This is a genomic window from Nocardia sp. NPDC003183 (genome assembly GCF_053590715.1).
Window position 1 is genome coordinate 701,798 of sequence record NZ_JBSFTG010000003.1, and the last position, 15,798, is coordinate 717,595.

The 15,798-nt window shown below is 68.9% G+C and carries 17 protein-coding genes; 5 read left to right on the forward strand and 12 right to left on the reverse strand.

All coding sequences use genetic code 11. The features are described from left to right. Nucleotides 1-60 precede the first annotated feature (60 nt). Complete coding sequence (locus tag ACWDXS_RS15145) at nucleotides 61-738, reverse strand: PadR family transcriptional regulator (protein ID WP_379316204.1); 678 nt, start codon at nucleotides 736-738, stop codon at nucleotides 61-63. 86 nt (nucleotides 739-824) lie between these two features. On the opposite strand from ACWDXS_RS15145, the gene ACWDXS_RS15150 reads away from it, so the two are divergent. After that, nucleotides 825-2,399, forward strand: coding sequence for an HD domain-containing phosphohydrolase (locus ACWDXS_RS15150; protein WP_378989074.1), 1,575 nt, complete (start codon nucleotides 825-827; stop codon nucleotides 2,397-2,399). A 42-nt stretch (nucleotides 2,400-2,441) separates the two neighbouring features. Beyond that, nucleotides 2,442-2,834 carry a nuclear transport factor 2 family protein gene (locus ACWDXS_RS15155; protein ID WP_378989073.1) on the forward strand — a complete coding sequence of 131 codons (393 nt, stop codon included), beginning with the start codon at nucleotides 2,442-2,444 and terminating at the stop codon, nucleotides 2,832-2,834. A gap of 54 nt (nucleotides 2,835-2,888) precedes the next feature. Here the strand turns inward: ACWDXS_RS15155 and ACWDXS_RS15160 are convergent, their stop codons facing one another. Beyond that, nucleotides 2,889-3,482, reverse strand: a complete 594-nt coding sequence (locus tag ACWDXS_RS15160) for a TetR/AcrR family transcriptional regulator (RefSeq protein WP_449965955.1) — start codon at nucleotides 3,480-3,482, stop codon at nucleotides 2,889-2,891. An 81-nt stretch (nucleotides 3,483-3,563) separates the two neighbouring features. Between ACWDXS_RS15160 and ACWDXS_RS15165 the strand changes: the two genes are divergently transcribed. Continuing rightward, the gene (locus tag ACWDXS_RS15165) at nucleotides 3,564-4,409 is read left to right on the forward strand and encodes an SDR family oxidoreductase (RefSeq protein WP_449965958.1); all 846 of its coding nucleotides are present in this window, start codon (nucleotides 3,564-3,566) and stop codon (nucleotides 4,407-4,409) included. A 20-nt stretch (nucleotides 4,410-4,429) separates the two neighbouring features. On the opposite strand, the gene ACWDXS_RS15170 is transcribed toward ACWDXS_RS15165, so the two are convergent. The 7 genes from ACWDXS_RS15170 to ACWDXS_RS15200 all read right to left on the reverse strand — a co-directional run bounded on the left by ACWDXS_RS15170 (nucleotide 4,430) and on the right by ACWDXS_RS15200 (nucleotide 11,595). Further along, nucleotides 4,430-6,751: a primosomal protein N' gene (locus ACWDXS_RS15170; protein ID WP_449965961.1), complete on the reverse strand. Its 2,322-nt coding sequence runs from the start codon at nucleotides 6,749-6,751 to the stop codon at nucleotides 4,430-4,432. A 14-nt stretch (nucleotides 6,752-6,765) separates the two neighbouring features. After that, nucleotides 6,766-7,977 carry a methionine adenosyltransferase gene (gene metK, locus ACWDXS_RS15175; protein WP_101467096.1) on the reverse strand — a complete coding sequence of 404 codons (1,212 nt, stop codon included), beginning with the start codon at nucleotides 7,975-7,977 and terminating at the stop codon, nucleotides 6,766-6,768. A gap of 215 nt (nucleotides 7,978-8,192) precedes the next feature. Next, nucleotides 8,193-9,410, reverse strand: a complete 1,218-nt coding sequence (coaBC, locus tag ACWDXS_RS15180) for a bifunctional phosphopantothenoylcysteine decarboxylase/phosphopantothenate--cysteine ligase CoaBC (RefSeq protein WP_378627030.1) — start codon at nucleotides 9,408-9,410, stop codon at nucleotides 8,193-8,195. 28 nt (nucleotides 9,411-9,438) lie between these two features. After that, on the reverse strand, nucleotides 9,439-9,717 hold the full coding sequence (rpoZ, locus tag ACWDXS_RS15185) for a DNA-directed RNA polymerase subunit omega (RefSeq protein ID WP_056810542.1): 279 nt from the start codon (nucleotides 9,715-9,717) through the stop codon (nucleotides 9,439-9,441). Nucleotides 9,718-9,744: 27 nt separating this feature from the next. After that, on the reverse strand, nucleotides 9,745-10,329 hold the full coding sequence (gene gmk / locus ACWDXS_RS15190; RefSeq protein ID WP_378989069.1) for a guanylate kinase: 585 nt from the start codon (nucleotides 10,327-10,329) through the stop codon (nucleotides 9,745-9,747). A gap of 6 nt (nucleotides 10,330-10,335) precedes the next feature. Then, nucleotides 10,336-10,656, reverse strand: coding sequence for an integration host factor, actinobacterial type (mihF, locus tag ACWDXS_RS15195; protein ID WP_056815410.1), 321 nt, complete (start codon nucleotides 10,654-10,656; stop codon nucleotides 10,336-10,338). 348 nt (nucleotides 10,657-11,004) lie between these two features. Then, the gene (locus ACWDXS_RS15200; protein WP_378989068.1) at nucleotides 11,005-11,595 is read right to left on the reverse strand and encodes a TetR/AcrR family transcriptional regulator; all 591 of its coding nucleotides are present in this window, start codon (nucleotides 11,593-11,595) and stop codon (nucleotides 11,005-11,007) included. A gap of 30 nt (nucleotides 11,596-11,625) precedes the next feature. Between ACWDXS_RS15200 and ACWDXS_RS15205 the strand changes: the two genes are divergently transcribed. After that, a complete protein-coding gene (locus ACWDXS_RS15205; protein ID WP_449965968.1) occupies nucleotides 11,626-11,970 on the forward strand; it encodes a DUF6463 family protein in 345 nt (114 codons plus the stop codon). A gap of 4 nt (nucleotides 11,971-11,974) precedes the next feature. Here ACWDXS_RS15205 and ACWDXS_RS15210 read toward each other — a convergent pair whose 3' ends face one another. The 3 genes from ACWDXS_RS15210 to ACWDXS_RS15220 all read right to left on the reverse strand — a co-directional run bounded on the left by ACWDXS_RS15210 (nucleotide 11,975) and on the right by ACWDXS_RS15220 (nucleotide 14,503). Continuing rightward, nucleotides 11,975-12,631 carry a response regulator transcription factor gene (locus tag ACWDXS_RS15210; RefSeq protein ID WP_378989066.1) on the reverse strand — a complete coding sequence of 219 codons (657 nt, stop codon included), beginning with the start codon at nucleotides 12,629-12,631 and terminating at the stop codon, nucleotides 11,975-11,977. After that, entirely contained in the window at nucleotides 12,622-13,746 is a 1,125-nt protein-coding gene (locus tag ACWDXS_RS15215) for a sensor histidine kinase (protein WP_387442895.1), read from the reverse strand. Before ACWDXS_RS15215 ends, ACWDXS_RS15210 begins: the two co-directional genes overlap by 10 nt. 106 nt (nucleotides 13,747-13,852) lie before the next feature. Further along, the gene (locus ACWDXS_RS15220) at nucleotides 13,853-14,503 is read right to left on the reverse strand and encodes a DedA family protein (RefSeq protein WP_378989064.1); all 651 of its coding nucleotides are present in this window, start codon (nucleotides 14,501-14,503) and stop codon (nucleotides 13,853-13,855) included. A gap of 191 nt (nucleotides 14,504-14,694) precedes the next feature. Between ACWDXS_RS15220 and ACWDXS_RS15225 the strand changes: the two genes are divergently transcribed. Then, entirely contained in the window at nucleotides 14,695-15,762 is a 1,068-nt protein-coding gene (locus ACWDXS_RS15225) for a serine hydrolase domain-containing protein (protein WP_378989063.1), read from the forward strand. Nucleotides 15,763-15,798: the final 36 nt, after the last annotated feature.

Below are 15,798 nucleotides of genomic sequence, written 5' to 3' on the forward strand. Positions count from 1 at the left end.
CCCAAACATTTACTCCATGGGACCGGCAACCGCACGCCGGGCAGGGCGGTCACGACGCCCTCACTTCTCGGGGGTTGCATCGCCCTCGGAGGCGACATCGTCCTCGGCGAGGATTCGATACAGCGCCCGGCGAGTCTCGGCGAGCACCTCGGCCGCCTTCGCCGCCTGCTGTGCCGTGCCGACCTGGGCCACCTGACCGACCGCGCCCATCACCTGTCCGACCAGTCCGCGCAGGTCCAGCGCCTGGGCGCCGACGTCCTGCTTGACCTCGGCCCACGGGTCGCCGAGATCCTCACGATGGGCCTCGACATAGGCCTTGCCCTCGTCGGTGAGCTGGGCGGTCTTACGACCGGCCACCTTTTCGATGAGCACCAGACCCTCGTCCTCGAGCTGGGCCAATGCCGGGTAGATGGACCCCGGACTGGGGCGCCAGACATCGTCGCTGCGGTCGCGGATCTGCTGGATCAGTTCGTAGCCGTGCATCGGGCGCTCGACGAGCAGCAGCAGCACCGCTGCCCGCACGTCACCGCGCCTGCCACGCCCGCCGCGGCCGCGACCGCGACCGAAACCAGGACCGAAGCCCGGTCCGAAACCTGGGCCGAAGCCCGGTCCGAAGTCGGGGCCGTGGCCATGGCGCCCGCCGTGGCGGAACTGCTGGCGGTCGGGACCGAATTCCCGGGGACCCGGTCCGCGACCGCGCCGGAAGTGTCCGAATTCTCGTTGTTCTTGGTTCTGCATGACAGCCTCCTCAGGCTCTCTCGTTGTTCTTGACACTATCGACGATATATCGACAATGCATCGAGCGCAAGGAGTAATCTGAATTCGTGACGGACCCGTCCCGGCCCCTTCGGCTCGCCGAACTCGTCGCCTCGCTGTCACTGGCCACCGACCTCGGGCTCGGCCAGCCGCAGGAACATGTCCTGCGCCAGACCGTTCTCGCTGTCCGGCTCGCCGAGGCCGCGGGGTTGTCCGAGGCCGATCGCGCCGCGGTGTATTACGTCTCGCTGCTGGCGTGGGTCGGCTGTGTCGCCGACTCCCCCGAGATGGCGCGCTGGTTCGGCGACGACCTGCGGATCCGGGCCGACAGCTACAACATCGACAAAACCGGGTTGCCGATGATGGCCTTCCTGCTCGGGCACCTCGCCGAAGGCGGATCATCGTTGCGGCGGATCTCGATGACCGGCCGGTTCCTCGCGGGCGGGGTGCGCGACACGATGGACTCGTTCCTCACCCACTGCCGCACCGCGGCCGATATCGCCGACCGCCTCGGCCTGCCGGCCGCCGTCCGGGCAGCGCTGCCTCAAGCCTTCGAACGATGGGACGGCCACGGCGTACCCGGCGGATTGCGGGGCGAGGCGATCATTCCGGTGATGCGTGTCGTGCACATCGCCGACGACGCCGAGGTCCATACCCGGGTGGGCGGTGTCGACGCGGCGGTCCGAATGCTGCTGTCGCGCAGTGGCACCGAGTTCGATCCCGAACTGGTGGACCTGTGCGCCCGGGGCGACGGCGCGTTGCTGGACGGACTCGACCGGGTCGACGCCTGGCAGCAGGTGATCGACGGCTGCGCGGCGCTCGATCGGCCGATCGCGGACGACGAACTCACCGACGTCCTCACCGTCTTCGCCGACTACGCCGACGCGAAAGCAACCTGGTTCCTCGGTCATTCGCGGGCCGTGGCCGACTTGGCCGCCGCCGCGGCCCGCGAGTACGGCCTGCCCGCCGACCAGGCGGTGACCGTGCGGCGGGCAGCCCTGGTGTGTCGTCTCGGCACCATCGGTGTCTCGACGGGCATCTGGAACAAACTGGGTCCGCTGACCGCCTCCGAACGCGAACGGGTGCGGATGGTTCCGTATCTGACCGAGCGAGTACTGGCGCGCAGCCCGCACCTGGCCGCGCTCGGCGGACCGGCTTCGATGGTGTACGAACGGCTGGACGGGTCCGGCTATCCGCGCGGGCTCACCGGCTCGATGCTGCCGCCCACCGCGCGAATTCTGGCCGCCGCCCAGATGTTTCGCGCACTCGGCGAGCAGCGGCCGCACCGACCCGCCATCGAGCCGGACGAGCGAGCCAGGATCCTGCGCGCCGAGGTGACAGCGGGGCGACTCGACGGCGACGCCGTCGCCGCCGTACTGGCCGCGGCCCAGGGCCGAAGACCACGCAAGCGCGCGCAGATCGCCGGGCTCACCGCCCGCGAGCTCGACGTCCTCGCCCTGCTGGTGCGCGGCCGGTCGACCCGAGAGATCGCCCAGGCCCTCGGCATCAGCCCACGCACGGCGGGCAGCCACGTCGAGCACATCTACACAAAAATCGGTGTCCACAGCCGTGGTTCGGCCGCGGTGTTCGCGATGCGCCACGGCCTACTGCCCGACGAGGATCAATCGGCAAAGATCGGGTGATCACCCGATGTTCGACATCGGCGCAGGTCGCAGACTTTTCCCATGACTACTTCGACCCACACCCCGCAGACGACCTCCTCGGTCGCCGACCTGTTTCTCGCCGCGCTGATCCGGCGCGACTTCGCCGCGATGGCGTCCTACCTCGCTCCCGAGGTCACGCTGCGCGGTCTGATCCCACCAGGCCCGTTCACCGCGGTGGGTCCCGATCCGGCGATCGCGCGCTTCCGCGGCTGGTTCGGCGGCCCCGACGACTTCGCCGTCGTCGACTCCGGCCGCGAACACATCGGCGACAAGCTCGCGATGCACTGGCTGGTCCGCATGCGCCCGGCCAACGGTACGACTCGTGTCGCCGACCAGCGCGTTTTCCTGACCACCACCGATAACGCGATCACCACCATCGACCTGCTGTGCTCGGGTTGGCAGCCCACCGATTGACCTCCGGCCACGGGCAGAACCGCGCCGACGAACGACCCCGAGCCGACGCAGGTGCTACCCGGACTCCTGCGCCAGCTCGTCGATCCATCGTTCCAGCCGGGCACCTTCGGTGACCATCAGTTGCGGGTCACGGAAGGTGTTGGTCAGCAACGAGATCCCCTGGTACGCGGCCACGAAGGCAACGGCGAGCTCGGCGGCGTCGGCGCGACCGAGGGCGGCGAACTGTTCGCGTGCCCACTCCACGAACAGCCCGATCACGCGTGCGGGCTGCCCCCCGAAGGCGTCTTCGCGCTTGTCGAGTTCGGCGGCGAGTGAACCGGTCGGACAGCCGAAACGCGCCGCCATCTCACGTTGTTCGACCCAGCTGCGCACCATGGCCTTCAGCTTCTCGGCGGGTCCCGGCAGTTCGGCGAGTTCGGTGACGACGCCGGACAGCACCTGCGCGTGCAACTCGATGACCGCGGCGATGAACTGGTCCTTGGTCTTGAAGTAGTAGTAGACGTTGCCGACCGGGACGTCGGCCTCGCGCGCGATATCGGCGATCGTCGTCTTCTCGATGCCCTGCTCGTAGAACACGCGCATCGCCGCTTGCACCAGGCGTTCCCGCTTCCCGATCTTCGGGCTGAGCTGCGCGTCCGATTTAGTCATACAACTAACTATAGACAGAGCGCGGCCGGTGGGATACATTCGTGTCCAGCAAGTCAGTCAGCTAACTAACTAAGGATTCAGATGATCGTCGTCACCGGAGCAACCGGCAATATCGGCAGCACCCTGGTCGGACTACTCGTCGACGCGGGAGCACAGGTCAGGGCGGTATCCCGCGGCACACGCCCCGTCGACCTGCCGACAGGTGTCGAGCACACGGTCGCCGACCTGGGCGATCTCGACAGCCTCTCCCCCGCGCTACAGGGCGCCGACGCGCTGTTCCTGCTGATCACCGGCGAGCAACTGATGACCGGCCCAGAGCCGGCCCTGCTGCTGAAAACCGCCGCGGACGCCGGCATCCGCCGGGTCGTCTTCGTCTCCTCGCAGGGCGCGGTCACCCGCCCACAGTCCGACGGCTACGCACGAACCATCGCGTTCGAACAGGCCCTCGCCGAATCCGGCCTGGAGTGGACGGCCCTGCGCCCCGGCGCGTTCTTCTCCAACACCTTCGCGTGGATCGAACCGGTGCGCACCCAGCGGGTCATCCCCGCACCGTTCGGCGATATCGGCCTGCCGGCGGTAGACCCCGCCGACATCGCCGCCGTGGCCGCCGTGGCACTGCGTGAAGACGGCCACCACGGCCGCGCCTACACCCTCACCGGACCCGCCGTGATCACCCCACGCGACCAAGCCGCGGCGGTGGCCGACGCGATCGACGCCCCGATCACCTTCCTCGAACTCACCGTGGACGAGGCCAAGCAGAACATGCTGCGCTTCATGCCCGAGCCGGTCGCCGACCACACCCTCACCATCCTCGGCATGCCCACAGCGGAAGAACAGCAGGTCAGCCCTGATATCGAGGATGTACTCGGTCGACCGGCCACCACCTACGCGCAGTGGGCGAGGCGCCATCGGGCGATGTACGCCTGACCGGACCGCGGGGACCCTCGTCAGCCGATATCGACCGGGTCGATCTGCACGCGCAAGGGCGCGTCGGAGCGGTGCGAACTGCGGACGGCTTGGGCCGCGGTGAGGGCGCGCGCCAAGGGAGCGCCGTCCGAGCGGGCCACCCGCAGCAGCATCCGTTCGACCTCGGCGGGAGAATCGCCGCCGGAGAACGGTTTACGGGCCGTCGGCGGCAGCGGTACCGGGCCGAGGATCTCGGTACCGTCGGGAAGCGTGGTGGCGTCGAGCAATTCCGCGATCGAGGCGGTGGTGCCGTCGATGGCGGCGAGCCGGACCGCAGGCGGAAAACCGACCTCGGCGCGAGCCTCCAGTTCGGCGGCGGCATGGTTGACAGGATCCCACCGGACCAGCGCCTGGACGGTGGCGAGGGACGGCTCGGCCATGACGATGACCTGGCCACGGGGGCGGACCAGGGCGGCCGCACCCATCCACCGGCGCAGGGTGTCCTCGCTCGCGCGCAGGTCGGCGCGACCGAGCAGCGCCCAGCCGTCGAGCAACAGCGCGACGCCGTAGCCACCGCGAACGAGGGGTTCCGCACCGACGGTGGCGACGACCACCTGGGCGCCGGGTTCGACCGTGTCGAGCACTTCCCCACCGCCCGAAGCACGAATCGGGACGCCCGAGAACGCACGCCCGAGCTCTTCGGCGGTGCGGGCCGCGCCGATCACCGTGGCCCGCAGCGCTCGCGCACCGCAGGCCTGGCAGCGGAACGCGGCTTCGGTGATGCCGCACCACTTGCACTGCGGACTCGCCGCTTCACCATTGCCCGAATGCGGTAGCGCCAACGGTCCGTTGCAGTGCCGGCAGCGCGCGGGAGTACGGCATTTCGCACAGGCCAGCGACGGAACATAACCTCGCCGCGGCACCTGGACCAGCACCGCCACGTTCTCTTTGATCGCGGAGCGCGCGGCCGCGAACGCGACGCCGGGCATTCGCACCGAGCGGGCCAGCGCGTCGCGCTCCAGGGCGTAGTCACTGTCGCCCGGCGCACTGATCCTGGGCGTCACCTCACGCAGCACCTGACGTTCGGCGAGAAGGTCATGAGCCCAACCGGTTTCGACCACCGCCTGGATCTCCGCGGTCCGCGCGAAACCGGCCGCGACGAACGCGGCCCCCGTCTCGTGTGCCCGGAGCATCGCCACTTCGCGAGCATGCGGATACGGCGAACGGGGTTCGGCGTAGGTGTCGTCACCGTCGTCCCAGAGGGCGATCAGCCCGAGATCGCTCGCGGGCGCGAAAACCGCCGCCCGAGTCCCCACCACGATCCGCGCCTGCCCCCGCAACACCGCCAGCCACCGCCGATACCGCGCCGCGGGGCCCAGCCCCGCCGACAGTCCGACAGCCGAATCACCCACCAGCGCAACACATTCGGCGAGTAATCGATCGAGGTCGCGCTGATCGGGCACCATCAACACCGCACTGCGACCAGCGGCCACCACCGTCGCCGCCAACTCCGCCAGCCGGGCCGCCCAGTCCTCCCCCGGCAACGCCTGCCACGCCGCCCGCACACCCTTACCCTGTGCCAGCGCGCCGACGAACCCCATGCCGTGCGCATACCGGCCCCAGGCCGACGCGTCGACCTCGCTGCGCGCTTCCGCCGCGGCGCTCGACGTCTGCTCGACCTGGACCTTCGCTGCCTTGTCGCCCGCCGCCCCGCCGAATTCCGCGACCGAATCGCCGACGCCGCCCGAACCCGCCGCCACCGAGCCGCCCGCCCCGGTGGAGCCGTCCACACCGGTGGCACTGTCCGCGTCAGTCGAGCGCGAAAGATGCTCACCATCAACAGCTTCCGGTGCCGAGTCGGCCACGGCGCCCGCACCTTGCTCATCGGCGAGGGCCGGGTCTTCCGGCGACGACGTCGGATCGTCGGCGATATCGACAACGCCAGCCGCCGAACGCGTCGACTTCTTCACGGCATCGGGCTTCTTCGCCCCGCCGGTTTCGGTACGGGCGTGGCGCGGAGGGATGGCAAGACGCAGGACATCAGCGCGAGTTCCCGCGTAGCGGGCGGCGACGGCGGTGGCCAGGCGCAGAATTTCCGGGGTGAGGACGCGTTCGGCGGAGACCACTCGTTCGAGCGGCATCATCTTGCCGGTGTGATCGCTGCGCGGGAGACGTTCGAGCAGATATCCGTCGACGAGGCGGCCTGCGAAACGCACACGCACGCGCACGCCGGGCTGCGCGATCTCGTCCAGTTCAGCAGGGACGAGGTAGTCGAAGTCGCGGTCGAGGTGGGCAGGCGAAAGCAGCGGGAGCACCCTCGCGATGGGGTGTCCCGCTGCTGTCGATGTTTCGCCCGCTGACACGCGGTCCGTGGGTATTACAGGCCGACGGCCGCGCGCAGCTTGTCGGCGCGGTCCGTGTGCTCCCAGGGCAGGTCGACATCGGTGCGGCCGAAGTGCCCGTAGGCGGCGGTCGGCGCGTAGATCGGGCGCAGCAGGTCGAGATCGCGGATGATCGCGCCCGGACGCAGGTCGAAGACCTCGGAGATGGCGGTGGAGATGCGGGTCGGGTCGACCTTCTCGGTGCCGAAGGTCTCGACGAACAGACCGACCGGGGCCGACTTGCCGATCGCGTACGCGACCTGCACCTCGACACGGTCCGCCAGACCGGCGGCCACAACGTTCTTGGCGACCCAGCGCATGGCGTAGGCGGCCGAGCGGTCGACCTTCGACGGATCCTTGCCGGAGAACGCGCCGCCACCGTGGCGGGCCATGCCGCCGTAGGTGTCGACGATGATCTTGCGGCCGGTCAGGCCCGCGTCACCCATCGGGCCGCCGAGGACGAACTTGCCGGTGGGGTTCACCAGCAGGCGGATGTCGGAGGTGTCGAGGCTGGGCAGGTTCAGGTCGCCGATGACGGCGTCGACGACCTTCTCGCGGATATCGGGTGCCAGGAGGTTGTCCAGGTCGATATCGGCGGCGTGCTGGGTGGAGATGACCACCGTGTCGAGGCGAACCGGGCGGTCGCCGTCGTATTCGATGGTGACCTGGGTCTTGCCGTCGGGACGCAGGTAGGGCAGCACGCCCGACTTGCGGACCTCGGTGAGCTTGCGCGAGAGCCGGTGCGCGAGCGCGATCGGCAGCGGCATCAGCTCGGGCGTGTCGGTCGTCGCGTAGCCGAACATCAGGCCCTGGTCGCCGGCGCCCTGGCGCTCGATCGCGTCGTCGGAACCGCCGACGCGCGCCTCGTGCGAGGTGTCGACACCCTGGGCGATATCGGGCGACTGGGCACCGATCGCGATGTTGACTCCGCAGGAGTTGCCGTCGAATCCCTTTGCGGAGGAGTCGTATCCGATCTCGAGGACCTTCTCCCGCACGATCCGCGGAATGTCTGCGTAAGCGGAGGTGGTGACCTCGCCCGCGACATGGACCTGCCCGGTGGTGACCATGGTTTCCACCGCGACCCGGCTGCTCGGGTCCTCCGCGAGCAAGGCGTCGAGGATGGAATCGCTGATCGCGTCACAGATCTTGTCCGGATGCCCCTCGGTCACGGACTCACTGGTGAAAAGCCGACTGCCTGTCGTACGCACAGTTATTCCCTCTCCCTCAACGGGTTACTCGTTCGGCTTGTGACGGTAACTTCTCGGTGTTACCGCGCAACCCTTCTCATCAAGACTATTCCAAACCACCGACATGGTGGCGAGTAAGTACCAAGCCACGCCGCGAACACCCGCACGGGCGGTAGACTGCACGACCCGCGTTGCCGCGCAACCGTTTTCGCGCGAAATCGACGCGAACTCCCCGGTCAGCGCAGCAGCGGAACCAGCGCGTCGAGCACCCGGCTGGCCAGCAGCGCCTTCGAACCGTGATCGAGAGCAGCCTCGGTACCGTCGGCACCGAGCAACCAGCCGTCGTTGGTGTCGACCTCGAACGCCTTGCCCTCGCCGACCGCGTTGACCACGAGCAGATCGCAGCCCTTGCGGGCCAGTTTCGCGCGGGCATGGGTGAGCACGTCACCGTTGTCGTCACCGGTCTCGGCGGCGAAGCCCACGATCGCGGTACCGGCGAGCCGTCCCTCGGTGCGGGCGTCGACCAAGCCGGCGAGAATGTCCTCGTTCTTGGTCAGCGGGATCACATCGGGTTCGTCGGCACCCTTCTTGATCTTCGCCGCGGCCACATGGGTCGGACGGAAATCGGCGACCGCGGCCGCCATGATCACCGCGTCGGCGCCGAGCGCGTGCTTGTCGACCGCGGTCTTGAGCTGGTCGGCGGTGGTGATGTGGACGAGTTCGACCGCGGCGGGCGGTGCCAGCTCGATCGTGTTGCCCGCGATCAGCGTCACCTGGGCACCGCGCTGAGCCGCGACCCGGGCCAGGGCGTAGCCCTGCTTACCGGAGCTGCGGTTGCCGAGGAAGCGCACCGGGTCGAGGGGTTCCCTCGTGCCACCGGCGGTGATCACCACGCGGCGACCGGTCAGGTCGCGCGGCAGCGCGTCGGCACGTTCGAGCAGCAGCGAGGCCAGACCGAAGATCTCCTCCGGCTCGGGCAGCCGTCCCGGACCCGTATCGGTGCCGGTGAGCCGGCCCGACGCGGGTTCCATCACGTTGGCGCCGTGCGCGCGCAGCGTCGCGACATTGGCCACCGTCGCCGGATGCTCCCACATCTCGGTGTGCATCGCGGGCGCGAACAGCACCGGACATCGAGCCGTCAGCAAGGTGGCGGTGAGCAGATCGTCGGCACGCCCCTGCGCGGCGCGTGCCATCAGATCCGCGGTGGCGGGGGCGATGACGACGAGATCGGCCTCTTGGCCGATCCGGACATGCGGCACCTCGGGCACGTCGGCGAACACCGTGGTGTGCACCGGCTGACCGGACAGCGCCTCGAAGGTCGCCTTACCGATGAACTGGAGAGCCGACTCGGTGGGAATCACCCGCACCTGGTGTCCGGTCTCGGTGAAACGGCGAACGAGGGCACACGCCTTGTAGGCGGCGATGCCCCCGCCGACCCCGACGACGATCCGCATGGTCTTTACGCCTCCGGACTAGAGATTGTCACTCGCCCTCGGTGTGTTCGAGCAGGTCGGAGTGGATTTCGCGCATGGCGACCGACAGCGGCTTCTCCTGCAGACCCGGCTCGACGAGCGGGCCGACGTACTCGAGGATGCCGTCACCGAGCTGGTTGTAGTAATCGTTGATCTGACGGGCGCGCTTGGCCGCGTAGATCACCAGGGCGTACTTGGAGGACGTGCGCTCGAGCAGCTCGTCGATCGGGGGGTTGGTGAGGCCGATCGGAGTGTCGTACGCGGGTACTGCGGTGATGTCCGTGCTCACTAGGGGTGACTCCTGCGGGTTAGTGGGTCAAGAACTCGAATTTGTGCTAACGAACAACGATACCAACTGCTCACAGGCGGTCGTTACCTCGCTGTTCACGATGACCGTGTCGAACTCGTCACAGGCCGCCAATTCGACCCGAGCCGTCGCGAGCCTGCGCTCGATCACCTCGGGCGTCTCGGTGCCGCGCGAACGCAACCGCGAGACCAGTTCTTCCCAGCTGGGCGGCGCGAGAAACACCAGCAGTGCTTCCGGCATCGCCTGCCGGACCGACCGTGCACCGGCCAGGTCGACTTCGATCAGTACTGAAAGTCCGCTCGCCAGCGCTTCGCGCACCGGGGCGGCGGGGGTGCCCGATCGCTGCAGCCCCCCATGGATGTCTGCCCATTCGAGCAGTTCGTCCGCCGCGATCATGGCGTCGAACTCGACTCGGGAAACGAAGCGGTAATCGAGACCGTCGACCTCGCCGGGACGGGGGTCCCTGGTGGTGGCCGACACACTGAAAACCAGTTCGGGCAGGCGTTCCCGCACGCACCGAACGACCGTGGACTTACCCACGGCCGAGGGGCCGACCAGTACTACCAGCCGGCCCTTCCGCGTGTTTTTGTCCACCAGACTTTAGGCGTCGAAGTCGAAGCGGGTGAGCAGCGCTGCGCGCTGCCGGGCACCGAGACCACGGAGACGACGCGTAGGCGCGATCTCCAGCTCGGTCATGATCTCCGCCGCCTTGACCTTGCCCACCTTCGGCAGAGCCTCGAGCAGCGCAGAAACCTTCATCTTGCCGAGAATCTCATCGGACTCGGCATCGGTGAGGACCTGCTTCAGGTTCGTTCCACCGCGCTTCAGGCGCTCCTTGAGCTCTGCCCGAGCGCGGCGAGCGGCAGCCGCCTTCTCCAGAGCAGCGGCGCGCTGCTCATCAGTCAGCTGGGGAAGGGCCACGGGTTCCTCCGTCTCATCGTTCATTGCCAGATCTACCGCCGGTTACCCGGACGGTCTGTGCGACCGTACCCACGGTGCGCGCCGATTGCGAACCCGACCCCCAGGTCAGGGCAGGATTACGCATGCCGTATGGCGCGCGCGGACCCGATGCGGTGACAGCTGATTCCCACGTCTCGATCGTACAGTCGAATCGCTGAAATGCATCCTCACCTGCAGTTATACCGATATGGGCGATGATAGCCACCGGGTAGCGTGAGTGCCGGGTGCCGCCCTGGCAAACCCGGTGGCGCGCGACCAGCGGGTTTCCTGAAAAAGCCCGCGTGTCGCCCGATTTCGCACAGCGTGTCGTCACGATCGGGTCCGAAACTGGTCGAGAACCGCACCCGATGCGGTCGCTACGACGTCGTCGATCCAGTCCGGAATCGGGGCGGCACGGGCGATGTAATCACGGACCAGACCGTACGGAATCGCCTTCACCGCGGCGTCCGCGATGGCCAGCGAGCGGTCGTCGGCGACCCCGAATTCGGTCACCACGGCAGTCAGCAGCGCGGCGTTCATCTCGTCGTTGACACCGGCGATCGCGGCCCGCAGATCCTCGGCGCCGACCTCGAGCAGTTCGTCGCGATGAAACATCTTCATCGCCCGCGCCTCGGTCGGGTGCGCGCGACAATAGCGCGGCAGAAACGTGGCCGCGGCCAGCAGCGGCGCGGGGCCGGTCAGTGCCGTGATGAAGCCCTCGTGGAATCGGCGGATCGACCGCAGCCACAGGCGGGCGAGCAGTTCGTCACGTGAGGCGAAACGCACATAAATCGACCCGGCGTGCACGCCGGCGGCCCTGGTGATCGCCGTGATGGCGGGCCGGGTGATCGCGGGATCGGCGAGCAGGTCGCGCGCCGCGTCGAGCACCTGTTCATCGGTGAAAAGGCGGGGTCTTGCCACCGGATCAGCCTAGTGGCACAGTTTATGAATATGGATTCAAGAACAAGATCTCCCCTCGCCGGAGCCCTCCTGACATTCATCGGCACGGTGCACACCGCGCTCGGCGTCGCGGTGTTCGCCGCCGGCGATCAGGACATCGAGCTCACCTTCTGGTTCACCGAGTTCGGCGTGGTCAGCATCGGTTTCGGCCTCGCGATGATCGCACTGGAGCGCGCGCTGGGGTACGTGCCCGGCACGGTGCTGCTCGTGCTCGGCGTCGCGACGGTGTTCGGTCTCGCGTTCATGCCGCTGTCGGGGTTCATCACGGTGCTGCTGCCGCTCGGTGCCGGCGTCTTCGGCTGGTGGCGGGCCAGGAACGCGCGGGCCACGGCCTGAGCGGTCAGCCCTGCGCCGCACCCGCCCGCAGGTGTTGCAGGATGGCGAGGACCCGCCGGTTGTGGGCCTCACCGACCGGCAGATCCAGCTTGGTGAAGATCGCGTTGATGTGTTTCTCGACGGCGCTGCGGGTGACATAGAGCTGTCCGCAGATCGCCGCGTTGCTCAGACCCTGCGCCATGAGTTCGAGCACTTCGCGTTCGCGCTCGGTGAGCCGGTGCAGTGGCGAGTCGGCACGATTGTGCAGCAGGAGCTGACGCACCACCTCCGGGTCGAAGGCTGTGCCGCCCGCACCCACCCGCTCGACGGCGTCTAGGAACGAGCCGATCGCGGCGACCCGGTCCTTGAGCAGGTAGCCGATGCCGCCGGTGCCGGTGAGGAACTCCGCCGCGTGCCTGCGCTCGACGTACTGCGACAGCACCAGGACGGCGACCCCCGGCTGGTCGCGACGGATTTCCAGGGCCGCTCTGATCCCCTCGTCGACGTGGTCGGGCGGCATCCGCACGTCGGCGATGACCAGATCGGGCGGGCGCACTCGCACGGCGGCGAGCAGTTCGGTCCCGGTGCCGACGGAGTCCACGATCTCGTGTCCCTCCGCGGTGAGCAGCTGGGCCAGGCTCTCGCGCAGCAGCGCGGAGTCCTCGGCCAGGGTTATCCGCACGGAACCTCCACGGTGATGATCGTCGGGCCGCCGGGCGGGCTGGCCACCGTCATGGTGCCGTCCAGCGCGGTGACGCGGGTGGCGATGCCGGTCAGGCCGTGTCCGGTGGGGTCGGCGCCGCCCTGTCCGTCGTCGTGTACCCGCAGGCGCACGATCGATCCCACCCGCTGTACGCCGACCTCGACGGCCGTGGCGCCGGAATGCTTGATGGCGTTGGTGATCGCCTCACTGGCGGTGAAGTAGCAGGCCGACTCGACCGGGCGGGGTGCGCGTTCGTCGAGGTCGACGGTCAGGCGAGTCGGAATCGGGGTGCGGTCGGCGAGGGCTTCGAGGGCGGCGCGCAGGCCGTCGCGGGCGAGCATGGCCGGGTAGATCCGCCAGGAGACCTCGCGCAGTTCGTCGAGGATGTGCCCGGTTTCGGCGATCGCACGTCGGCGCAGGTCGGCGCGCCCGTCCTCGTCGGCCGCCCGGTCCATCCGGCCGAGCAGGATCGACAACGCGACCACCCGCTGCTGCACACCGTCGTGCAGATCGCGCTCGATCCGGCGCCGTTCGTCGTCGATCACCTCGACCATCTCGGCGCGAGTGGTGGTGAGCTGGGCGACCCGCTGGGTCAGTTCGTGCTGTCCCGGGCGCGTGCTCCGGCGCAGGCACCAGGCCTCGGCGCGCACCACCCCGAGCAGACCCTGGACGGCGAGGAAGCAGAGCACCGCGCCGGGAAGAACCAGCACGGTGACCGTCGCCCAGGTGACCTGTCCCGGTTCGGTCGCGTCGATGATCGGTACCGCGGCGCCGGTGGCAGCGCCGTAGACCACGGCCACCGCGACCACGACGCCCAGCACCGACAGCGCCAGCACCAGCGCGCCGAGCACCCCGACGAGCGCGCGGACCGCCAGATACCCCGCCGCCCGCGTCCCGCTCGGAACACCACTCGACCGCACGTCGAGCAACCGGGTGAGGCGCCGCTGCTCGACCTGAGCGATCCGGTCGGTGAGGCCCGGCGAGATCGGCGCGGCAAGCACGCCGAGCAGATCGAGAGGCACGGTGAGCACGCCGAGCAGATATCCCGCGACCGCGGCGGCGACGCGTGCGGATCGCGCCGCAGAGGTGCTCATCGGCCAATTCTCGCGTGCCGCGCCCACTCCGGCCATCCGGGCCCCGCCCCCGTCGATGTCCGACCGGCAACCACTCCGGACGCGCGGTCAGCCCACGCCGTGACGCTCATCGGCCGGTGCTCGGCTGTACCTGCCGCTGCCGCACGCGCCGGACGACGAAGACGGCCGCGGCCACGAGCACGGCGGCGATCACGGCCTTCTGCACGATGCCGGCGTAGGTCTCGACGACGTGCCAGTTCTCGCCGAGGAAGTAGCCCGCGAACACGAAGACCGCGTTCCACAGCAGGCTGCCCGCCGTGGTCAGCAGCGTGAAGCGACCGAGCGGCATGCGTTCGACACCGGCGGGTATCGAGATCAGGCTGCGGAAGATCGGGATCATCCGGCCGCAGAAGACCGCCTTGTCGCCGTGTCGGGCGAACCAGTCCTCGGTGCGGTCCAGGTCGGACAGGCGGACCAGGGGTAGCCGGTCGACGATGCGGCGCAGGCGGTCGCGGCCGAGGGCGGCGCCGAGGCCGTAGAGGGCGAGCGCGCCGACGACCGAGCCGAGGGTGGTCCACAGCAAGACCTCAGCGATGCTGAACCGGCCGCGACTGGCGGTGAAGCCGGCCAGCGGCAGGATCACCTCGCTGGGCAGCGGGGGGAAGAGGTTCTCGAGTGCGATCGCGAGGCCGGCGCCGAAGCCGCCGAGCTGTTCCATCAGCTGGACGGCCCAGCCCGCGATGCCGGTCAGTTCGGTCGAATTCCCTGTCGTATCCATGTTTTCGACGCTAGGGAGCCCCGGCGCGGTGATCAGTAGCGTCAACCACCCGGTCGACGCGGTACGACCGCAGTCGCAGGGTGGGGTTTTCCGCACCCGTCGTCGCGGGCCTGCACCATCGATACGGTCCGAGTAGCCCCTTAGCGTCGAAAGCTATGCGACAGAAACTCTTTCGGGCCACAGTGGTCGTTGTGGGCACCGTTGTGACGGCCACGTTGGTGGCCGCTCTCGTCCTCGTGACGGCACGCTGGCGGGTCGTCGGGGATATGGTCGAGGCCACGGCGCGCTGGAACGACACCGACGTGGTGGTGCGGGTTTCCGACGGCGAGCGGCAGCGCGAATGGCACCACGAGGGCAGCGCCGCCGGGCAGACGAGTACGCCGGGACCGCACAGCAGGTTCCGGATCGGCAGCATCACCAAGACCTTCGTCGCCACCGTGGTGCTGCAACTGGTCGACGAGGGCAGAGTCGAGCTCGACGGCCCGATCGCCGGGCAGCTGCCGGAGCCGATTCCGGGCGGTGACCGGATCACGGTGCGGCAGTTGATGAATCACACCAGCGGGCTCTACGACTACATGAAGGAATCGGGCCTGTCGACGAACCGGTGGCGCGGTGACGACCGCTTCCGCGCGCACGCGCCGCGCGATCTGCTCGCCACCGCGATGCGCCACGACCCGTATTTCGCACCGGGCGCCCGCTTCCGGTACTCGAACACCAACTACATCGCGCTCGGCCTGCTGATCGAGCACGTGACCGGGCACCGCTACGGCGACGAGATCCGCGACCGTGTGCTCACGCCGCTGCGGTTGACCGCCACCACCGTGCCCGGCGACGACCCGCGCGTCCCCTCGCCCGCCCTCACCGCGCACCGCGACATCGACGGTGTCGGGCGCGTGGATGTGACCGAGATGAACCCCTCGCTGGACTGGGCCGCGGGTGAAATGATCTCCACCACAGCCGATCTCGACGCGTTCTTCGCCGCACTGCTCGGTGGGCGCCTGCTGAGCCCCGCGTCGTGGGACCGGATGCGGGAGACGGTCCCGATGGGCATGGGTTTCCACTACGGCCTCGGCCTGCAGCGTTTCGAGCCTCCGTGTGGCGCCGACCTGTGGGGACACGGCGGTGAACTGCTCGGCTACGTCTCGTACGCGTTCCGCTCGACCGGCGGCCGATCGCTGACGATGGTTCTCGGCTCGGCGGCGTCGTCGGACGCGCTGTCGCTGTTCACCACGGTCACCGCCACCTACTGCCTCGCCTGACGGAGTTCCCCCTTGGGCAGTGGGGCGCGACAACGA

Excerpts from the sequence above, each read along its gene's own strand:
- ACWDXS_RS15145 (WP_379316204.1), bottom strand. The coding sequence starts at position 738 with ATGCAGAACCAAGAACAACGAGAATTCGGACACTTCCGGCGCGGTCGC.
- ACWDXS_RS15155 (WP_378989073.1), top strand. The coding sequence starts at position 2,442 with ATGACTACTTCGACCCACACCCCGCAGACGACCTCCTCGGTCGCCGAC.
- ACWDXS_RS15160 (WP_449965955.1), bottom strand. The coding sequence starts at position 3,482 with ATGACTAAATCGGACGCGCAGCTCAGCCCGAAGATCGGGAAGCGGGAA.
- ACWDXS_RS15165 (WP_449965958.1), top strand. The coding sequence starts at position 3,564 with ATGATCGTCGTCACCGGAGCAACCGGCAATATCGGCAGCACCCTGGTC.
- coaBC (WP_378627030.1), bottom strand. The coding sequence starts at position 9,410 with ATGCGGATCGTCGTCGGGGTCGGCGGGGGCATCGCCGCCTACAAGGCG.
- ACWDXS_RS15205 (WP_449965968.1), top strand. The coding sequence starts at position 11,626 with ATGGATTCAAGAACAAGATCTCCCCTCGCCGGAGCCCTCCTGACATTC.
- ACWDXS_RS15215 (WP_387442895.1), bottom strand. The coding sequence starts at position 13,746 with ATGAGCACCTCTGCGGCGCGATCCGCACGCGTCGCCGCCGCGGTCGCG.
- ACWDXS_RS15220 (WP_378989064.1), bottom strand. The coding sequence starts at position 14,503 with ATGGATACGACAGGGAATTCGACCGAACTGACCGGCATCGCGGGCTGG.